Source organism: Lutibacter sp. (assembly GCF_013041805.1).
In the GTDB taxonomy this organism is placed as follows: domain Bacteria; phylum Bacteroidota; class Bacteroidia; order Flavobacteriales; family Flavobacteriaceae; genus Lutibacter.
This window is the reverse complement of the sequence record NZ_JABDRI010000094.1, coordinates 52978-73588: the sequence shown is the minus strand read 5'-3', so window position 1 is coordinate 73588 and position 20611 is coordinate 52978. Positions and strand designations below refer to the sequence as shown.

Annotated in this window: 19 protein-coding genes; 11 read left to right on the top strand and 8 right to left on the bottom strand. The window is 29.0% G+C overall.

What is annotated here, in order from left to right:
• Nucleotides 1–2 precede the first annotated feature (2 nt).
• Genes HKP59_RS11500 through serS form a run of 3 tightly spaced genes read left to right on the top strand, consistent with a single transcriptional unit; the run spans nt 3 to nt 2833 of the window.
• Nucleotides 3–944, top strand: a complete 942-nt coding sequence (locus HKP59_RS11500) for a bifunctional riboflavin kinase/FAD synthetase (protein ID WP_291807002.1) — start codon at nt 3–5, stop codon at nt 942–944.
• An 18-nt stretch (nt 945–962) separates the two neighbouring features.
• Nucleotides 963–1505, top strand: coding sequence for a hypothetical protein (locus HKP59_RS11495; protein WP_291806999.1), 543 nt, complete (start codon nt 963–965; stop codon nt 1503–1505).
• Nucleotides 1506–1558: 53 nt separating this feature from the next.
• On the top strand, nt 1559–2833 hold the full coding sequence (gene serS, locus HKP59_RS11490; protein WP_291806996.1) for a serine--tRNA ligase: 1275 nt from the start codon (nt 1559–1561) through the stop codon (nt 2831–2833).
• Here serS and HKP59_RS11485 read toward each other — a convergent pair.
• Complete coding sequence (locus HKP59_RS11485) at nt 2826–2966, bottom strand: hypothetical protein (protein ID WP_291806993.1); 141 nt, start codon at nt 2964–2966, stop codon at nt 2826–2828. The genes serS and HKP59_RS11485 overlap by 8 nt on opposite strands.
• 136 nt (nt 2967–3102) lie before the next feature.
• Between HKP59_RS11485 and HKP59_RS11480 the strand changes: the two genes are divergently transcribed.
• Genes HKP59_RS11480 through mgtE form a run of 4 tightly spaced genes read left to right on the top strand, consistent with a single transcriptional unit; the run spans nt 3103 to nt 7343 of the window.
• Nucleotides 3103–4878 carry a tetratricopeptide repeat protein gene (locus HKP59_RS11480; protein ID WP_291806990.1) on the top strand — a complete coding sequence of 592 codons (1776 nt, stop codon included), beginning with the start codon at nt 3103–3105 and terminating at the stop codon, nt 4876–4878.
• A 5-nt stretch (nt 4879–4883) separates the two neighbouring features.
• Nucleotides 4884–5216 (top strand): DUF4286 family protein, encoded by a 333-nt coding sequence (locus tag HKP59_RS11475; RefSeq protein ID WP_291806988.1) that lies wholly within the window; start codon nt 4884–4886, stop codon nt 5214–5216.
• Between the two features lie 2 nt (nt 5217–5218).
• A complete protein-coding gene (gene rsmA, locus HKP59_RS11470) occupies nt 5219–5995 on the top strand; it encodes a 16S rRNA (adenine(1518)-N(6)/adenine(1519)-N(6))-dimethyltransferase RsmA (protein WP_291806985.1) in 777 nt (258 codons plus the stop codon).
• Nucleotides 5985–7343, top strand: coding sequence for a magnesium transporter (gene mgtE, locus HKP59_RS11465; RefSeq protein ID WP_291806983.1), 1359 nt, complete (start codon nt 5985–5987; stop codon nt 7341–7343). The genes rsmA and mgtE overlap by 11 nt, the downstream gene beginning before the upstream one ends.
• On the opposite strand, the gene HKP59_RS11460 is transcribed toward mgtE, so the two are convergent.
• Nucleotides 7340–7870, bottom strand: coding sequence for an RNA methyltransferase (locus tag HKP59_RS11460; protein WP_291806982.1), 531 nt, complete (start codon nt 7868–7870; stop codon nt 7340–7342). The genes mgtE and HKP59_RS11460 overlap by 4 nt on opposite strands.
• A gap of 62 nt (nt 7871–7932) precedes the next feature.
• Between HKP59_RS11460 and mutS the strand changes: the two genes are divergently transcribed.
• The 4 genes from mutS to HKP59_RS11440 all read left to right on the top strand — a co-directional run bounded on the left by mutS (nt 7933) and on the right by HKP59_RS11440 (nt 13198).
• Entirely contained in the window at nt 7933–10539 is a 2607-nt protein-coding gene (gene mutS, locus HKP59_RS11455; protein WP_291806980.1) for a DNA mismatch repair protein MutS, read from the top strand.
• A 52-nt stretch (nt 10540–10591) separates the two neighbouring features.
• Nucleotides 10592–12325 (top strand): alpha/beta hydrolase-fold protein, encoded by a 1734-nt coding sequence (locus HKP59_RS11450; RefSeq protein ID WP_291806978.1) that lies wholly within the window; start codon nt 10592–10594, stop codon nt 12323–12325.
• A 14-nt stretch (nt 12326–12339) separates the two neighbouring features.
• Nucleotides 12340–12792, top strand: coding sequence for an RNA methyltransferase (locus tag HKP59_RS11445; protein ID WP_291806975.1), 453 nt, complete (start codon nt 12340–12342; stop codon nt 12790–12792).
• Nucleotides 12793–12880: 88 nt separating this feature from the next.
• A complete protein-coding gene (locus HKP59_RS11440; RefSeq protein ID WP_291806972.1) occupies nt 12881–13198 on the top strand; it encodes a twin-arginine translocase TatA/TatE family subunit in 318 nt (105 codons plus the stop codon).
• Between the two features lie 2 nt (nt 13199–13200).
• On the opposite strand, the gene HKP59_RS11435 is transcribed toward HKP59_RS11440, so the two are convergent.
• The 6 genes from HKP59_RS11435 to HKP59_RS11410 all read right to left on the bottom strand — a co-directional run bounded on the left by HKP59_RS11435 (nt 13201) and on the right by HKP59_RS11410 (nt 20554).
• Nucleotides 13201–13842, bottom strand: a complete 642-nt coding sequence (locus HKP59_RS11435) for an O-methyltransferase (RefSeq protein WP_291806969.1) — start codon at nt 13840–13842, stop codon at nt 13201–13203.
• Between the two features lie 31 nt (nt 13843–13873).
• On the bottom strand, nt 13874–14104 hold the full coding sequence (locus HKP59_RS11430) for a hypothetical protein (protein WP_291806965.1): 231 nt from the start codon (nt 14102–14104) through the stop codon (nt 13874–13876).
• 30 nt (nt 14105–14134) lie between these two features.
• Nucleotides 14135–14383 carry a hypothetical protein gene (locus tag HKP59_RS11425; protein WP_291806962.1) on the bottom strand — a complete coding sequence of 83 codons (249 nt, stop codon included), beginning with the start codon at nt 14381–14383 and terminating at the stop codon, nt 14135–14137.
• A gap of 11 nt (nt 14384–14394) precedes the next feature.
• Complete coding sequence (locus HKP59_RS11420) at nt 14395–14964, bottom strand: sigma-70 family RNA polymerase sigma factor (RefSeq protein WP_291806960.1); 570 nt, start codon at nt 14962–14964, stop codon at nt 14395–14397.
• Nucleotides 14965–15202: 238 nt separating this feature from the next.
• Nucleotides 15203–19657 carry a PAS domain S-box protein gene (locus HKP59_RS11415; RefSeq protein WP_291806957.1) on the bottom strand — a complete coding sequence of 1485 codons (4455 nt, stop codon included), beginning with the start codon at nt 19655–19657 and terminating at the stop codon, nt 15203–15205.
• Nucleotides 19658–19759: 102 nt separating this feature from the next.
• Nucleotides 19760–20554 (bottom strand): HAMP domain-containing sensor histidine kinase, encoded by a 795-nt coding sequence (locus HKP59_RS11410; RefSeq protein WP_291806954.1) that lies wholly within the window; start codon nt 20552–20554, stop codon nt 19760–19762.
• Nucleotides 20555–20611 lie beyond the last annotated feature (57 nt).

Sequence of the window (20611 nt, the reverse complement as noted above, 5' to 3'; positions counted from 1 at the left end):
TTTTGAAAATTTTAAAAAACGTAGCTACTTATAAATCAAACAAAAAAACTTTTGTTACCATTGGTACTTTTGATGGTGTGCACTTAGGACATCAAAAAGTAATTAAAAACTTAGTAGAAAGCGCGCGTTTAACGAATACAACCTCGGTATTATTAACATTTTTCCCGCACCCAAGAATGGTGTTACAAAACAATACGAATATTAAATTAATTAACACCATTAATGAGCGCATTCAAATATTAGAAAAAACAGGATTAGAAGTGCTTATTATTCAAGAGTTTACTGAAGAATTTTCTAATTATACGGCTTTAGATTTTGTAAAAAATATTTTAGTAGACACCTTACATATTGACACATTAATAATTGGTTACGATCATAAATTTGGAAAAAATAGAAAAGGTGATTTTCAACAATTAGAATCGTATGGTGAAAAATTTGGTTTTAATGTTCAAGAAATTTCAAAAAAAGAAATTGCCAATTTTACTATTAGTTCAACAAAAATTAGAAATGCTTTAGAGCTTGGAGAAATTGAAAAAGTAACCAACTATTTAGGCTACCCATATATGCTAACTGGCACTGTTGTGCAAGGTAAAAACTTAGGTGAAAAAATTGGGTATCCAACAGCTAACATTCAAATTAAAGAAACCTATAAATTGTTACCTAAAACAGGTGCTTATGTAGTTCAATCGAGCTTTAATAATTCAACTATTTTTGGCATGATGAATATTGGATATCGTCCAACAGTGAGTGGGAAAAATCAAACTATTGAAGTACATTTTTTTGATTTTAATGAAAATTTATATGACACAGTGATACAAATTGACGTCTTAGCTTTTTTAAGAGAAGAACAAAAATTCGATTCTGTTGAATCTTTAAAATATCAATTAGCTAAAGACAAAGAAACATCTTTAGAAATTATTAATGGCTTGCTTTTTGATTCATAATTGTTGTAAATTCAAAAAATGAAGAATATTCTATTATTATGTATCGTGTTTCTAGCTTCTTGTAAAACGTCGAAAAATACAGTTATAGAACTATCACAACATATGTTTTTAACAACTGAAAATTGTCCTAAAAATGGGGAATGTTCGATTGAGTTTATTCCTAACAAAACAATTGAATTTAAGAAAGACGAATTCGGAATTGCATATCCAGTAATTTCTGAAGGAAATAAATCTATTTTTAAATTTACTTATAACAAAAAACCCCTCATCAACACTCAAGACAGTAATTATACAGAAATTGTATATGCTGAATTAGACAACCCGATTAATGAAATTTCTTTAATAGGAAATGAGCTTGAAACTATAAAACTATATTTTGGTCGTTTGTGCTATTGCAAAGGTGAAACGGGTTATTTTCCAATTAAAAAAGGAAGTTTTAATATTAAAAAGTCAAATAACAACTCTTTAAAAGTTGATATTGAATTTACCATAAAAGAAGTGCCTCAAATTATTTCAAAAATAATAGAAACCGTTTCTTTAAAATCAAATGCAACTAATTAGCTTGTTTTCACTTCAATTTCTTAAATTTGCCTTTCAATTAAAGGAGAAAAGTAATGTTACAAGTAGCGTTTATTAGAGAAAACAAAGGAATTGTTTTAAAAGGCTTGGCAAAAAGAAATGTAAAAAATGCCGAAGAATTAATTGCAAATACGCTTCAGGCAGATGAAGATAGAAGAGCAATTCAAACCGAATTAGACGCTATTTTGGCTGAATCTAATAAATTATCAAAAGATATTGGTCAATTTTTTAAATCAGGTGAACGTCAAAAGGCAGAAATCTTAAAACAAAAAACGATTCAGTTAAAAGAAAAATCTAAAAATTTAACTGAAAATCTTCAAGCCAAAGCAAACGAATTACAAGAATTATTATATTTAATTCCGAATATTCCTAATGAAATTGTTCCTGGAGGATCTTCAGAAGAAGATAATCTAACTGTTTTTCAAGAAGGTGAAATTCCAACATTACATAAAGGTGCTTTGCCACATTGGGAGTTAGCAAAAAAATATGATATTATAGATTTTGAACTTGGAAATAAAATTACTGGTGCTGGTTTTCCTGTTTATAAAGGGAAAGGTGCTAAATTACAACGTGCATTAATCAACTATTTTTTAGATAAAAATACAGCTGCTGGTTATGACGAAGTTCAAGTACCTCATTTAGTAAATGAAGCTTCTGGTTTTGGAACAGGTCAATTACCAGATAAGGAAGGACAAATGTATCATGACGCACAAGATAATTTATACTTAATTCCTACTGCTGAAGTACCCGTTACAAATATTTTTAGAGATGTTATTTTAAAAGAAAATGATTTTCCTATTTGTAAAACAGCCTATACTCCTTGTTTTAGACGTGAAGCAGGATCGTATGGTGCGCATGTGCGTGGCTTAAATAGATTACACCAATTTGACAAAGTTGAGATTGTACGAATTGAGCATCCAACAAAATCTTATGAGGCGCTTGATAGTATGGTGAATCATGTAAAAGGAATTTTACAAGAATTAAATTTACCTTATAGAATTTTACGTTTGTGTGGTGGTGATATAGGATTTACATCAGCATTAACTTACGATTTTGAAGTGTTTTCAACTGCACAAGATCGTTGGTTAGAAGTAAGCTCTGTGTCTAACTTTGAGAATTTTCAAGCAAACCGATTAAAACTTCGTTTTAAAAACAACAAAGGAAAAACTGAGTTAGCACACACACTAAATGGTAGCTCGTTGGCGCTACCAAGAATTTTAGCCGGCTTATTAGAGAATTGTCAAACACCTGAAGGAATAAAAATTCCAAAAGCTTTGGTTCCCTATAGTGGTTTTGAGTTCATTAATTAGCACTAACTACTATCATTTTTTTGTAATGATTCATTTCAAGTAAAGCATCAAAATAGTTGTTTATTTGTCCTTTTTGCATGAATTGTATCGCTTTCTTTTTTGCAGTTTCATATTGTTTAATTAGTTCTTTCATTTTAGTAAAATTTAGTTGTTCTTTTAAAAGAAGACAATTTCCGTGCCAAAATGTTACACTACGAGTTTGAAAATAACTTGATTTTATAAAAACTTTAACACTTGATTAAGTATCTTTGATTGAAAAAATTTAATAAATGCGTGTTATCTTAATCATCTTAATAGGATTCTTTTCTTTGCAAATTTATGCTCAGGAACCGCAACTAGCATATCAATACTTTAGGAATGGAGAATATGAAAAAGCCGCCTCTATTTATAAAGAATTACACGAAAAACATGCGTATAACACAACATATTTTAAATATTTAATTGACTGTTATCTTCAATTAGAAAATTTTGAAGAAATACCTAAAATCATCACAAAGCAATTAGAAAATTTTCCAAATCAAGAATATTTATATGTTGAATTAGGTTATTGTTATCAACTACAGCATTTAAATGAGAAAGCTACATATTTTTATCAAAAAGCCTTGATAGCAATAGAAAAAACACCCAACTTAGGTTACTTAGTTGGAAAGGCGTTTCAGGATAATCATTTACTAGATTACTCACTTCTAGCTTATAAAAAGGGTATGGAATTAAACCCAAATACGAATTATAATTTCCAAATAGCCTTTATTTATGGTGAAAAAGGTGAAATTGAAAATATGTTTACTACCTATTTAGATCTAATTGCTAGCAGTGAAAACTATTTTTCAACTTCAAAAACTTACATTGGAAAATTTATTACTGAAGATCCTGAAAGCGAATATAATATTTCTTTAAAACGATTACTTCTAAAACGTCTTCAAAACAATCCACAAAATAGTTGGAATGAATTATTGAGTTGGCTTTTCATACAACAAAAAGAATACTCAAAAGCTCTTATTCAAGAAAAGGCACTCTTCAAAAGAAATTCAAGTAGTTTAAGTGGTATACTAGAAGTAGGGAAAATAGCTTTTAATAATAAAGATTTTGAAGCCTCTAAAAATAGCTTTCAATATGTATTAGAAAACAACACAAATATAAACGATGAATTAGTTGCCAAATTATTTTTATTGGAAATTGACATGAAAACAAACGCTAGTGTTGAAACCATTGATGCTCAATTTCAAGAACTTTTTACGCAATACGGAAAAAGTATAAATACTTTAAAAATACAAGCTATTTATGCAGAGTTTTTAGCTTTCAAAAAAAATGATTCAAAAGAAGCAATTTCAATTTTAAAAAAGGCCTTAAAATTACCTATAAACGAATTTCAAAAAGGGGAACTAAAAATAAAACTAGCAGATATATTAGTGTTCACAAATAAATTTAGCAGTGCTTTAATTTATTATACTCAAGTTCAAAACAGTTTAAAAAATCATACAATTGGTCAAACTGCACGTTTTAAAATTGCTCAAACTTCCTATTTTAAGGGTGATTTTAAATGGGCCCAATCACAATTAAAGGTCTTAAAAAATTCAACCTCACAATTAATTGCGAATGATGCATTAGATTTAAACTTGCTCATTACAGATAATGCCGTAAAAGACAGTTTGAAATTAGCGTTAAAAACCTATGCAAAAGCAGAATTACTTTCTTATCAAAAGAAAAATATCCAAGCCATAGATACCTTACAAACTTTAATTAATACCTATAAAGGCCATCCTATTGAAGATGAAGCACTTTTTAAACAAGCACAATTATTTGAAAAAACTAATATGTTTGAAATGGCCATGAACAACTATTTTCAAATAATAACAATTAATAAAGATGATATTTTAGCTGATGATGCCAATTATTATTTAGCTGAACTGTATTTAAATAAATTAAATAATATCGAAAAAGCCAAAGAGTACTATCAAAAAATTATATTCGATTACCCATCAAGTATTTATTTAGTTGATGCACGTAAAAAATACAGAAAACTAAGAGGCGACGAAATAAACTAAAAAATATGTATATCTATAATGTTACGACTAATGTTCACGAGTCAATTCAAAAAGAATGGTTGCAGTGGATGAAAGAAAAACACATTCCTAAAATGCTCGAAACAGGCAAGTTTCTTAATGCAAAAATGAGTCTTGTTTTAATAAATGAAGAAATGGGAGGAGTTACTTATTCTGTTCAATACACAACTGATAGCATTGAAACTTTGCATAAATATTATCGTGAGGATGCACCTGAATTGAGAAAAGAAGCCATCACACTATTTAAAGATAAAATAGTAGCTTTTAGAACCGAATTAAAGGTTATTAGTGAACAATTTAGTATGAGTCTAAAAAATTAACTATGAATGTAAGAGCAAAAAAACATCTTGGTCAACATTTTTTAAATGATGAACATATCTCGCAACAAATTGCTAATAGTTTAATTGGTGAAAACTATAAAAATGTACTAGAGATTGGTCCGGGGATGGGTGTTTTAACTAAATACTTGCTCAAAAAAAAATATACAACTCATGTAATTGAAATTGACAAAGAATCAGTTGAATATTTAAAAGCTCATTATTTAAACTTAGCTGATAGAATTATTCCTAAAGATTTTTTAAAAATTGATTTAACTGAATTTTTTGGGGATGAACAAGTAGCAATTATTGGAAATTTTCCATATAATATTTCAACACAAATAGTATTCAAAACGCTGGAAAACAGGTCTCAAATCCCAGAATTTTCAGGAATGTTTCAAAAAGAAGTAGCGCTAAGAATTGCTGAAAAAGAAGGTAGTAAAGTATATGGAATTTTATCAGTACTCACTCAAGCATTTTATGATGTTGAATACTTATTTACAGTTCCTCCATCTGTTTTTAATCCACCACCAAAAGTAGATTCGGGTGTTATAAGGCTTACCAGAAAAGAAAACTACACGTTACCGGTTGATGAAAAATTATTTTACAAAGTTGTGAAAACAGCTTTTCAACAGCGGCGTAAAACACTTCGAAACAGTTTAAAAACATTGAATTTATCTGATAGTTTAAGAGAAGATGTTATCTTTGCTAAACGTCCAGAGCAATTATCTGTTCAAGAGTTTATCAATCTTACTTCTAAAATAGAAAAAGATGCAATTTGAAATTACAAAAGAATATATTCAAGAAATTCAACAACTCGTTGCTGAACAAAATAATGGTGCTCTTTTAAAATTATTAGAAGAAGTCCATTATGCAGATATTGCTGAACTAATTGAGGAATTAGATATTGATATTGAAGGACTATATCTTATTAAATTATTAGAGAGCGATAAAACTTCAGATGTAATTGCTGAATTAGATGAAGATACACGTGAACAAATATTAAAAGGGCTTTCTTCAAAAGAAATTGCTGATGAAATTGGCGAATTAGATACTGATGATGCTGCCGATATTATCTCAGAACTTTCAGATAAACAAAAGAAAGAAGTAATCTCTCATATTGAAGATGAAGAGCATGCTAAAGATATTGTAGAACTTTTGCGTTATGATGAGGATACTGCGGGTGGATTAATGGCGAAAGAATTAGTGAAAGTTAATGAGAATTGGAATGTACTAACTTGCGTTAAAGAAATGCGAGCACAAGCTGAAGAAGTAACTAGAGTGCATTCAATTTATGTTGTTGACAATAATGATATTTTAAAAGGTCGTTTATCGTTAAAAGATTTATTGACAACCTCAACAAGATCACCAATTAAAGATGTTTTTATTAAAAATGTAGATTCTGTAAGTGTAAATGAAGATGCTGAAGAAGTTGCTAAAATCATGCAAAAATACGATTTAGAAGCGATTCCTGTAGTTGATGAATTAGGTCGTTTGGTTGGTAGAATTACTATTGATGATATAGTTGATGTAATAAAAGAAGAAGCCGAAAAAGACTACCAAATGGCTGCTGGTTTGGTTGAAGATGTTGAAGCGGATGATACCATTTTAGAATTAACACGCGCTCGCTTGCCTTGGTTAATTTTAGGATTGTTTGGAGGTTTAGGAAGTGTATTTATTATGGAAGGATATGAGGAGTTCATGGCCAATCCAGAATATAAGCGACTTTTCTTTTTTACCCCATTAATTGCTGCGATGGCAGGAAATGTTGGAGTGCAATCATCTGCAATTGTTGTTCAAGGTTTAGCAAACGATATTATTAAAGGAAGTTTATTTAACAGACTTTTAAAAGAGGTAAGTTTAAGTTTAATAAGTGGTTGCGTATTAGGACTATTAGTAATATTATTTGGGGTTATAACTGGAATGGAATTAAAATTTAGTTTTACTGTGGCCCTTTCTATGCTAATTGTAATTATTGTAGCCTCATTAATTGGTACTTTTGTTCCAATTATTCTAGATAAACGAGATATTGATCCTGCAATTGCAACTGGTCCATTTATTACGACGAGTAATGATATTTTTGGAATTTTCTTATTCTTCTTTATTGCAAAACTAATTCTAGGATTTTAATACCTGATTTTTTTAAACAAATCCCAAAGAACAACGCCTGCACTTACCGAAATATTCAACGAGTGTTTTGTTCCAAATTGTGGAATTTCAATACAATAATTAGAAGCCGAAACAACTTCTTGTTGCACTCCTTTTACTTCATTTCCAAAAACAACGGCGTATTTTTGATTTGAATGAATATTAAAATCCTGTAACAATGTGCTATTTTCAGCTTGTTCAATTGAAGCAATTAATACCTTTTCGCTTTGTAGTCGTTCAACCAAATTTAATGTGTTTTCAATATATTCCCACTCTACAGATTCAGTAGCTCCTAAAGCTGTTTTATGAATGTCTTTATGAGGTGGTGTTGCAGTAATTCCGCAGAGATAAATTTTTTCAATTAAAAAAGCATCACTTGTTCTAAATACAGAGCCAATATTGTTCAAACTTCTAATATTGTCTAATATCACAATTAACGGAATTTTAGAGGCTTTTTTAAATGCCTCAATATTCAATCTTTCTAATTCACTGTTCTTTAATTTTCTCATAAATTCGTTTATCTTTAAAACGGAATAATTAACTTCGCAAAACTAATCTAAATTCTTAAAAATTGGCAGCGAAAACCAAGAAAGTCACACCTTTAATGAAACAATACAATGCTATTAAGGTAAAATATCCTGATGCTATGTTATTGTTTAGAGTTGGTGATTTTTATGAAACTTTTGGTGAAGATGCCAAAAAAGCCGCGAAAGTTTTAGGAATTATTTTAACCAAAAGAGGTGCTGGTAGTGAAACAGAAACTGCCTTGGCTGGCTTCCCACATCACTCCTTAAATACTTATTTACCAAAGTTGGTAAAAGCCGGCATGCGTGTTGCTATTTGTGATCAGTTGGAAGATCCAAAAATGACAAAAACTATTGTAAAACGTGGAGTAACAGAATTAGTAACACCAGGAGTTGCTTTAAATGATGAGGTTTTACAATCAAAAAATAATAATTTTTTAGCCGCTATTCATTTTGGCAAAAAACATATTGGAATCTCTTTTTTAGATGTTTCAACTGGCGAGTTTTTAACGGCTCAAGGAAATTCAGAATATATTGATAAACTACTTCAAAATTTTAATCCAAGTGAAGTGTTGGTTCAAAAGCAGCACAAAAACAAATTCAATGAGTTGTTTGGAGATCGTTTTTATACGTTTTATTTAGAAGATTGGATTTTTCAAGCAGACTATGCGGTAGAAACTTTAACCAATCATTTTAAAGTAAAAACATTAAAAGGTTTTGGAGTTGATGACTTGAATGAAGGTATTATTTCATCGGGTGCTGTACTCTATTATTTATCAGAAACTCAACATAATAAACTAGATCATATATCGGTGATTAACCGTATTTCTGAAGATAATTACGTTTGGATGGATCGTTTCACCATTCGTAATTTAGAATTATATAATTCAACTTCTGTAAATGCTGTTACGCTTTTAGATGTTATTGATAAAACAATTTCACCAATGGGTGGAAGATTGTTAAAACGTTGGTTAGCATTGCCTTTAAAAGATATCAATAGAATAAAAAAACGCCATGATATTGTAAAATATTTTATTGATAATGATGATTTTTTTGAATTAGCAACTTATCAAATTAAGCAAATTAGTGATATTGAACGCTTGGTTTCAAAAGTAGCAACAGGTAAAGTAAATCCTCGTGAAGTTGTGCTACTTAAAAACTCTCTAAATGCTATAATTCCTATAAAAGAAGCTGCTGAAAAAAGCAATAATGAATCTTTAAAAATTATTGGCGAACAATTACAAAATTGTAACACGCTTAGAGAAAAAATTACTCAAACCTTAAATGAAGATGCGCCTGTAAATATTAATAAAGGAAACGCTATTGCGAGTGGTGTATCGAATCAATTAGACGAACTTAGAGCAATTTCAACATCAGGAAAAGATTATTTAGATGCTATGTTGGCGCGTGAAATTGAGCGCACAGGAATTACATCCTTAAAAATAGCTTTTAACAATGTTTTTGGATATTATATTGAGGTTCGTAATTCACATAAAGATAAAGTTCCCGAAGAGTGGATTCGCAAGCAAACCTTGGTAAATGCCGAGCGCTATATTACGGAGGAATTAAAAGAGTACGAAACTAAAATTTTAGGTGCTGAAGAGAAAATAAGTAAACTTGAACATGAACTTTTTTCTGAATTAATTAGCAATTTGCTCGATTATATACAACCAATACAATTAAACGCCCAATTAGTTGCTCAAATAGATTGTTTAAGCTCTTTTGCAGAAATTGCCAAACAGTACAATTATGTGCGTCCGCAATTAGATGAAAGCACCGATTTAGAAATTAAAAACGGTCGTCATCCTGTGATTGAAAAACAATTACCAATTGAAGAAGAGTATATTGCAAATGATGTTGTTTTAAACAGAAATTTACAGCAAATCATTATGATTACTGGACCAAATATGAGTGGTAAATCAGCTATTTTACGTCAAACAGCATTGATTGTTTTATTGGCCCAAATGGGAAGTTATGTTCCAGCACAACACGCAAGAATTGGTATAGTTGATAAAATTTTTACAAGAGTTGGGGCAAGCGATAACATTTCTATGGGTGAATCTACTTTTATGGTAGAAATGAATGAAACCGCAAGTATTTTGAATAATATTTCTCAAAGAAGTTTAGTGCTTTTAGATGAGATTGGACGAGGAACAAGTACCTACGATGGTATTTCAATTGCTTGGGCAATTGCTGAATATTTGCACGAACATCCTTCAAAAGCAAAAACATTATTTGCTACACATTATCACGAATTAAATGATATGACAAATACATTTGAGCGTGTTAAAAACTTCAATGTTTCAGTAAAGGAATTAAAAGATAAAGTTATTTTCTTACGAAAATTAGTTCCTGGTGGAAGTGAGCATAGTTTTGGTATTTATGTTGCAAAATTAGCAGGTATGCCAAGTTCTGTAATTCATAGAGCGACAAAAATGTTAAAACAGCTAGAGAAAAATCATACAAATGAAGAGATAAAAGAAACACTAAAAAATGCTTCAGACCAAGAAATGCAGTTAAGCTTTTTTAACCTAGACGATCCTTTACTAGAAAATATAAAAGAAGAGATTTTAACTACAAATATAGATACGCTTACACCTATTGAAGCATTAATGAAACTAAATGAAATCAAGAGAATGCTTACAAGGAAGTAAATTTTAATTAAAATTTTATACCTTAATAACTTCAAACTAATCTTTCTCTCTAATGAAAAAATTCGCATTCTATTGTTTACTCGTTGCATATTTAACGAGTTGCACTTCAAACCAAAAAGATACTCCTCAAATAACTATTAATGTTTCATTATCAGAAACTTTAAGCTCACAAAAATTAGATGGTAGAATGTTATTAATGCTTTCAACAAATAATGACAATGAACCTAGATTTCAAATTGGTGAAGGACTGAATAATCAATTAATATTCGGACAAAATGTTGATGCTTTAGAAGCTAACCAAAACGTACTATTTGATGAAACAATATTTGGTTTTCCTTTGAGTAGTTTACAAGATCTAAAACCGGGTGAATATTATATTCAAGCCTTGTTACACGTGTATGAAACTTTCAATTTAGAAACAGGACATACCGTGAAACTTCCTATGGATAATGGAGAAGGTCAACAATGGAATCGATCTCCAGGGAACTTATATAGTACTCCTCAAAAAATAACAATTACTTCAGAAGGAATAAAAAATGTTCAAATTAGTTTAGATAAAATAATACCAGAAATAGAACAACCTGAAGATACAGAATGGATAAAACACATTAAATTTAAGTCGGAAAAATTATCAAAATTTTGGGGTAGAGACATGTATTTGGGGGCACATGTTTTATTACCTAAAGGTTTTGAAGACCATCCAGAAGCTAATTACCCATTAATGATATTTCATGGCCATTTCCCAACTGATTTTGGTGGATTTAGAACAACACCTCCTGATAAAGAAATGAAACCTGAATATTCGGAAAGATTTGATTTAGATGGCTACAATATAATTCAGCAACAAGAAGCATATGATTTTTATAAGCGTTGGAACGAACCAGATTTTCCGCGTTTTATTATTATAGAAATTCAACACCCAACACCATACTATGATGATTCTTATGCCGTTAATTCAGCCAATCAGGGGCCTTATGGAGATGCCATTACTTATGAATTAATTCCACATATTGAAAAAGAATTTAGAGGAATTGGAAAAGGTTGGTCACGATTTTTATATGGTGGCTCTACTGGTGGTTGGGAAGCTTTAGCCGTTCAAGTAAAGTATCCAGATGAATATAATGGATGTTTCGCTGCTTGCCCTGACCCTATCGATTTTCAAGCCTATTGCTTGACCAATATTTACGAAGACATAAATGCTTATTACTATGAAAGCGAACACAAACAACTTGAAGTTCCGGCTCATAGAGATTATTTAGGAAATATTTCTTCAACAGTAAAGGAATCAAATCATTTAGAATTAGTTTTAGGTGACAATTCGAGATCTGGTGGGCAATGGGATATTTGGGAAGCTACCTATTCCCCACAAAATAATGAAGGTTATCCAACTCGCATATGGGATAAATATACCGGAGAAATTAATCATGAAGTTGCAAATTTTTGGAAAGAAAATTACGATTTAAAACATATTCTAGAGCGAGATTGGGATAAACTAGGTGAGAAATTAAAAGGAAAAATTCATATTTATTGCGGTGATATGGATAACTATTATTTAAATAATGCTGTGTATTTAATGGAAGATTTTTTGGAAAGTACAACTGACCCTTATTATGATGGCGAAATTGAATATGGTGATAGAGCCGAACATTGCTGGAACGGTGATCCCGAAAATCCAAATGCTATTTCTCGTCTTCGCTATAACTCTATGTATGTTCCTAAAATAATGAAACGCATTGCTCAAAGCGCTCCAAAAGGTGCTGATTTAACTAGTTGGAGGTATAAATAAGATTTTTATTTTAGATGGTAAATAATTTAGAACAAGGATTTTTTGGTATTGGAATTCAGAATGGAAAAACACCTGAAAATTTAGGTGTTTTGTGGAGGTCTGCACAGAATATGGGCGCTAGTTTTATTTTTACTATTGGAAATAGATATGCAAAACAAGCCTGCGATACTCATAAAGCTACTGGTGCAATGCCCTATTTTCATTATAATACATTTGATGATTTCTACAAAAATTTACCCAAAGGAGCTATGTTAGTTGGTGTTGAATTAAATGAAAAAGCAGAGCATTTAGAAACATTTAAACATCCAAGACGATGTGTTTATTTATTAGGAGCTGAAGACCACGGATTATCAAAAGCTGCTATTGATAAGTCACATTTTTTAGTGAAATTTAAATCTACTTTAAGCTTAAATGTATCTGTAGCAGGAAGTATTGTTATGTATGATAGACAGTCTAAAATAAACTAAAGTTTATTCTAATTTTAACTTCGACAATTTAAATTCAATATGTTTTCGAACAATTTTTTAACTATCTTAGCACCCAAAATAACTTGTCATGTTTTTATTTATTAGCGGAGCTGAAATATTTGTAATTCTACTTATTGTAGTTATGTTATTTGGTGCCGATAAACTTCCTGAAATTGCCAGAGGACTAGGAAAGGGTATGCGCCAAATTAAAGATGCTACTAATGATATTAAAAGAGAAATTAAAAATAGCGCAGACAAAAATGATATTGATATTGACGCTGTGAAAAATATCAGAAAAGAAATAAGTAAAGTAAAAGATAACTTCGACGATTATACAAAGCCCGTAAGCAAGGTAAAAGACACTATTGTTGATGAAATTACCGGACCTATTAAAAGAAATAAATAAGTCTACTTTACTCTACTAATGGTTAAACCATCACGAATTGGCAGCAAAACAGTTTCAATTCTATCGTCTGTATTTAATAATTGATTATACTTTAACAGAGTTTTAGTGTCGATATCTTTTGGTTCAAGATTTTCAACCACTTTTCCACTCCATAAAACATTGTCTGAAAGAATTACTCCACCTGATTTCATTTTATCAATTATCAAATTGAAATAATTTACATAATTAGACTTATCAGCATCAATAAAAACCAAATCAAATTTTTTATCTAGTGTTGGAATAATATCTAAAGCATTCCCAACTAATGGAAGTATTTGATTTTGAAAGTCTGATTTATTAAAATATTTTTTAGAAAAATCCTCTAACTCTTCATTTTTATCAATTGTAATTAATGTTCCGGTTTTTTGCATACCTTCAGCTAGGCACAAAGCTGAATAACCTGTATAAGTACCTATTTCAAGAATATTTTTAGGGTTTATTAATTTAGAAATCATGGATAAAACTCTTCCTTGAAAAGCACCACTCAACATTCTTGGGTTTAAAACCTTTTGCCAAGTTTCTTTGTTTAATTCTTTTAAAATAGCTGGTTCTTGTTGCGAATGATGAACGATATAGTTGTCAATATTATCAGGTAAAAAGTTCATAATTTATAAGTTATTTAAAAAAATGTAAGATTTACGTTCTTACTTTTTTTGAGAAAATCCAAGTCATTTGAATATGATCTCCACTTTGTGTTTTAATATTTTTAGCTCTAGGAGCTAACATTGCTGTTAATCCTCCTGAAATACCAGCTACATATGCTCCTTTTAAATCTTTAAAAAAATAATTTAATATAAAGTGGATAACTAAAAATGTTACAAAAAAAATAACAATATTTAAAAGAAACGCCTTTGTTTTTAGTTTCATAATGTTCTGAAAAAATAATTAATTAGTATGCTATAATTTTGCTTTTAGCTTATTTTCTAGTTGGTTTTTATCTTCTTTACTTAAACATTTTGTATTTCTATTCTCAACATTTTTATACTTATTATAACATTTGGTTAATACGACATTTTGTTTTGAGTAAAGACCACATTTTTTACATAAAAATAAGTGCAAGTTTAATTGAGCTTTTTCCCATAACGAAGCTTCTTTATACTGTTGCTTATCACAAATTTTAGTTGCTTTATCGCAGCTTATTTTCATAATAGTATTTTTTAATTTTTAAACCAACTATCTTCCAAGCATTTTCTTAATTGAGTTCGAGCTCTATGAATAATAACCCAAAGATTTGACGAAGTTATGGCTAATTCATTACAAATTTCTTCTGTTTCAAATTGCTGTATAGTTTTCATTCTAAACACTATAGCATACTTTTCCGGCAAAAAACCCAAACACTTTTCAATAGCTTTACTCAATTCTTCATTTTCAATATCTTTTTCAACCTCAGCATCCCAAGTACTTGGAACACGTTCTTCAATCCACTGTCCTTCTCTTTCGCCATCTGAATAAAAATTCATTCTAACTTCTGCTTTCCCTTTAGCTGAGTTTATTTTTCGATAATAATCAATAATTTTCCGTTTCAAAATAGAAATTAACCATGTTCTTTCACTTGCATTTCCTTTAAAGTTATCTTTTCCTTTGAGTGCTGCAAAAAAAGTGTCTTGTATGATATCTTTTGCTACATCATGATTATTAATTCTACTAATTGTATAATTATACAAATAATCTGAGTGCAGTTCTATCCAATTAGTTGGATCTAGCGTATGTTTCTTTGAATATGACATTCAATTTATTTACTTAAATACTAAAGTAGTTAAATCTTTCTATTATTACTCTTTTAATTTAAATGAGCTGCTTATACATTTATTCATAAGTATAGCATCTCTTTTGGGTTATTCCTTTAAAAAAGTTTGAATTGTGTTGTTAATGCTGTTTTTAGATATCCAATTTTACTTATAAATATATGTGAGATCGAACTACCTAAAATTAATAAAATAAATTTATTTTTCAGTAGTAACTGTATTAATTTGCGTATTTATCAATAATATTAAAAAGTAATTTTCTATCAATTGGTTTTGTTAAATAAGCATCAAAGCCTTCTTTTATTGCGGCTTTTTTATCTGACTCCATTGCAAAAGCGGATAGTGCAACCACAGGTATTAAAGGTTTTTCCTTTTTAATTATTTTCATTGCTTCATTACCATCCATAATAGGCATTTTAATATCCATTAATACTAAATCTATTTCTGGATTCTTAAGAAATAACTCCACTGCTTTTTTTCCGTTTTCTGCTTCAATAATATTGAAATTTGTTTTTGAAAATAATTCGTTGATATACATCATATTATACTCTTCATCTTCAGCAACTAGAATAGTTAAGTTTAAATCTTTCACTTCATTTTTAGGTTTTAAATCTGTTTCAAAAACAGAAGTTATTTTTGTTGTTTTTGCTGATTTTATATAAGGTATTGTAAAAAAGATGGTAGTTCCTTGCGTATTTGTTGGGTCTACCCATATTTTCCCTTTAAATAACTCAACAAATTTTTTCGAAATTGATAGTCCAAGTCCGGTTCCTTGTAATTTTTTACTTAAATGTGTATTTGCCTGTATAAATCTATCAAAAATTTTATTTTGTAGATTATATTCAATGCCAACTCCTGTATCTTTTACAAAAAATTGCAAGTAATTTTCTTTCAATTCATAACCAAATTTGATGCTACCGCTATCTGTAAATTTAAAAGCGTTGGATAATAAGTTTGTTAAAATTTGACTTAATTTAGTTTGATCAATTTCAATAAAACTTTCAACATCTCCCAACCCTTTTTTACAATTCAACTCTAAATTATTTTCTAAAGCCTTAGGATTGTAAAATCCATACATCCTATCTAATAATTGATTTAAATTAATAGGTTCATAGTCCAACTGCACTACCCCTGCTTCAATTTTTGAAATATCCAAAATATCGTTTACAATAGATAATAATTGTTTGCTACTATTAATTACTACTTGAGCGTAGTTATTTCTTTCTTTATCTGTTAAATTTGGTTCTAAAAACAATTCAGAAAAGCCAATGATTCCGTTCATAGGAGTTCTTATTTCGTGACTCATATTTGCTAAAAACGATGATTTTAACTTATCTGACTCTTGTGCTTTTTTTAAGGCAACTGTTAATTCGTTTTCAGCTTTTTTACGCTGAATTGTTGTACTTATTTGATCTGCAACAAATTCTAATAATTGAACATCATTTTCATTGTAAGCATTTTCATTATCATAACTTTGAACAACTATTGCACCTATTGATTTGTTCTTGATAATTAAAGGTACGCCTAACCAACATTCTGTAGGCAAACCAACTAAAGATACTTCTCCTTTTTCTATTAAACTTACATGTTCTTCGTTCGTTAATAGCAAAGGCTTTTTTGATTTTATAACATAACCTGTTAATGAATTTTCAGCATAAAACTCTTCAACATCTTCCTTTTCATCAACAAAAACTGGGGTTGTTATAATATCGGTTTCTTCATTATAAATTGCAATATAAAAGTTATTTGTGTCTATAATTTGTTCTAATTCAACTTTTATAAAATAACCAAATTTTTTAAAATCATTAATAGTAAGAGCGGCTTTTGAAATATTGTATAAAACATCTTCAAGTTGTTCCTTTTTTACTCTTTCAGTAATATCTTCAACAACTGAGTGAATTCTATCGGTATTATCAATATCATCTATCCTTGTTAAAGATACTTCCGCAGGAAATACTTGTCCGTTTTTCCGTTTATGCAGCCATCTAAATCTATTACTCCCATTTTCAAGAGCAATTTTAATCATTTCTTCAGCTTTTATGTACGAATTTATTCCATTATTTTGTTTTACTGGTGAAATTTTTGATGGATGTAATTGGAATAATGATGCCTTATCTTTATATCCAAACATTTTTAAGGTTGATGCATTACAATCCACAAAAACGCCATCTTTTATAATTAAAACAGCATCAATTGTTTTTTCAAAAATATCTCGATACTTCTGTTCAGACTTTTGTAGTAATTCTTTTGATTTTACTCTTTCGGTAATATCATCAACTAATGAGGCAACTCCTGTTAAATTTCCTTGAGCATCTTTTAAAATTACATTATACCAATCGCAAGTTATGAGTTCTCCTGATTTAGTTACATTCTCATTTGTATTTCTAAACGCTTTTTTTTGTTTTAACAATTCTTTTAGCATCTCCTTCATTTCAACTTCTAAATAAGGAGGTGTTATTAAATCTTTAATTGGCTTTATTTTGGCCTCTTCTGACGAGTAACCAAATATTCTTTGTGCTGAATTATTCCACTCCAACACATTAAAATCTACATCCCAAATTATGGACGCTAATGGCGTATTATTAAACTGATCTGTAAAGCGTTGATTACTTTCAAAGAGTAAATTTTCTGTTTTCTTTCTGTCTGTTATATCATCAACCAAACAAGCACTTCCAACAATATTATTTTGAACATCACGTAAGACAACACTATACCAATCGCAAATTATTATTTCTCCGCTTTTTGTTATATTCTCATTGGTGTTTTTAAGCCCATCTTCTTGAGAAAATAAATTTTCTCTTAACTCTTTCATATGGTCTAGCAAATGTGGAGGTGTCAATAAATCTTTACATTCTTTTCCTTTTACTTCTTCAGCTGTGTACCCAAAAATTCTTTCTGCAGCATCATTCCATTCTACAATTTTAAAATCTACATCCCACATTATTGAAGCTAACGGCGTATTATTAAATTGATCTTTTAACCGTTGACTTCGTTCAAATAATAAGTCTTCTGTATATTTCTGTTCAGTATAATCTTCAGTAATTCCTTGAATATGTGTTATTTCATTGTTTTTATTTCTAACGGTATCAATATTTGATCTAACCCATTTTATTTCACCTTTTTTTGTAATAATTCTAAATGGTTCTGGTCTAATAGCCTCAAAATTTGAGTCTTTTAAGATGGTAAAAATTTGATTGCTAATTTCTTTTAAATCATCAGGATGCACTAATTCTGCAATTTTTAGTTCATTTGATAGTAACTCTTTGTTGGTATATCCAAATAAACCTAAGGCATTTTCAGAGACAAATTCAATTGGAAAATCCCATTCGTTTTTACATAAAATTGCAATAGTTGAACTTTTATTAATAATATTATAAGCTTCCTTAATTTTATTTTCTGACTCCTTTTTATCTGTTATTTCATGAAAAAACAAGAGCATCCCTTCATTTGAAGGAATAATTCTATTTTCAAACCATCTATTCCAAGGTTTAAAATAATTTTCAAAACGTATCGGTTTTCTTGTTTCTAGCGCTTTATGGTAATTGTCAAAAAAAGTATCTCCTTCTTTTTCAGGAAACTCAGTCCAAATATGTTTACCTATTAAATTTTGAGGACTCTTTACATTTAATAAATCTGCAGCTTCCTTATTAACATATAAATAATTAGAATTATAATCTAAAATAACAAATCCATCCTTTATACTTGATAGTGTGTTTGAAAAAAGATTTTTAGTAGTATTTAACTTTTTTTCATTGATTACAGTTTCAGTAATATCCTGACAAATTCCTATTACTTCTATAATTTTTTCATCTTTGACAATAACACTTCGTTTTTCATTAATATATTTTAATTCTCCAAGATTTGATTGAACTCTATACTGTAAATTTTGAGTTTGGTTTTTTAACAAAAAATCTATGCTAAAATTATTGACTAAAAATCGATCATCTGTATGAACAAATGATAAATAAAAATCGAGATTTATTTCTTTATTACGTTCATTAACTCCTAAAATTTTATATACTTCATCCGACCAATATGTTTTTTTTGAAGAAAATTTATAACTCCAGCTTCCAATTTTGGCAATTGCTTGTGCTTGCCTATATCTTTTTTCACTTTCAAATAGTACAGTTCTAGCTCTTACTTTTTCTGAAATATCTTCAATAGAAACAATAACATTCTCAAGTGATTCTTCACTTCCACTAAGTACATTAAACTTAATTGCAACGTTAAATTCATTTCCTTCTAATGTTTTGTTAATAGACTCTATTTCGCCTACATTCTCTTTATTTAAAATTGCCTTAATTAATTTTGAAAAACCTTCTATAGATTTTTTTGTAAAAACTGTATTTAAATTATTTAATAGTTCAGCTTTACTTTTAGCTTTATATAAATTAACAGCGATCGCATTTACATCTTTAATCTCAACTAATGATGATAACTTTGAAATTACAGCTGGATGATTTGCTAAGTAGTCTTTAATACTCGTATTATTTTCTTTAGCTAGACTACTAATGTGTTTTTTTGCTTTTGAAAAATCCTCAATCCATAAAGCCACTGGTACGTTTTCGAAAAAAGTAAAATATTTATTATTTAGTTTATCTGAAAGTACTTGAGATGATTTCACAAGTTTATTTGAATCGGTAAGATTAGTTTTTGGAGTAACCTTATTTTTCATTCTATTAACGTTTGGGGCTTTACATATTATAAAGATACATTTTTTTTAATATGTTACAATTATTTTACTAAATAAGGATCCTAAAATAAGAATAGTAAAAATTTATTTTGGTAAAGTTATTTTAAAAGTAGATCCTTTATTTAAACTGCTTGTTGCAGAAATTTTACCTTTATGATCTTTAATAATTTTATTTGCAATTGATAAACCTAAGCCAATACACTTTTGCTTATCCTCTGAGTAGGTATTTACAACAAAAAATTCTTTGAAAATTTGACCTAAATTTTCTTCACTAATACCAATTCCTTGATCAATGACAGCAATATCAACAGTATTTTCATTTTCTTTAAGTATAATTTTAACTACCGAATTTTCATCAGAATATCTAATCGCATTATTAATAATGTGCTTTAATGCAACTGAAATTTCAGTTAAATCTAAACTTAAATGTATTGGATGGTTTTCAATATCTGTTTTAATTATACAGTTTTTCATTAAAGCATTTTCAGTCAATTCATTAATAACTTCATTTACTAACTCAACAAAATTTATAGTTTTAAAATCATATCTATGTTCTGGTGAATTTAACTGTGTGTTTTTAGCAACAGTAGTTATCATTTTTAACGAAAATGCTGCTGAACTTTTTATTATTTGAATGTGCTTTTCAAGTTTATCTGGAGTATAGTCATCTAAATCTTCTAATATCATATCAGAAAAAGAAAAAATAACACCTATTGGATTTCTCAAGTTATGAATTAATTTTCCAACAGATTTTTCATGACTTTCATTCAATAAATTTAACTCATTCGCTTTACTTTTATACTGCAAGCTAAGAGCTACAATTTTATCTTCTAATTCTTCTATATATTTTTTTGACTCTAAACTTTTATGGGTGCTCAAAACAGATAATTTTGAAGTAAATATAACTTATAATTACTTGGTTTTAAAATTAATTAG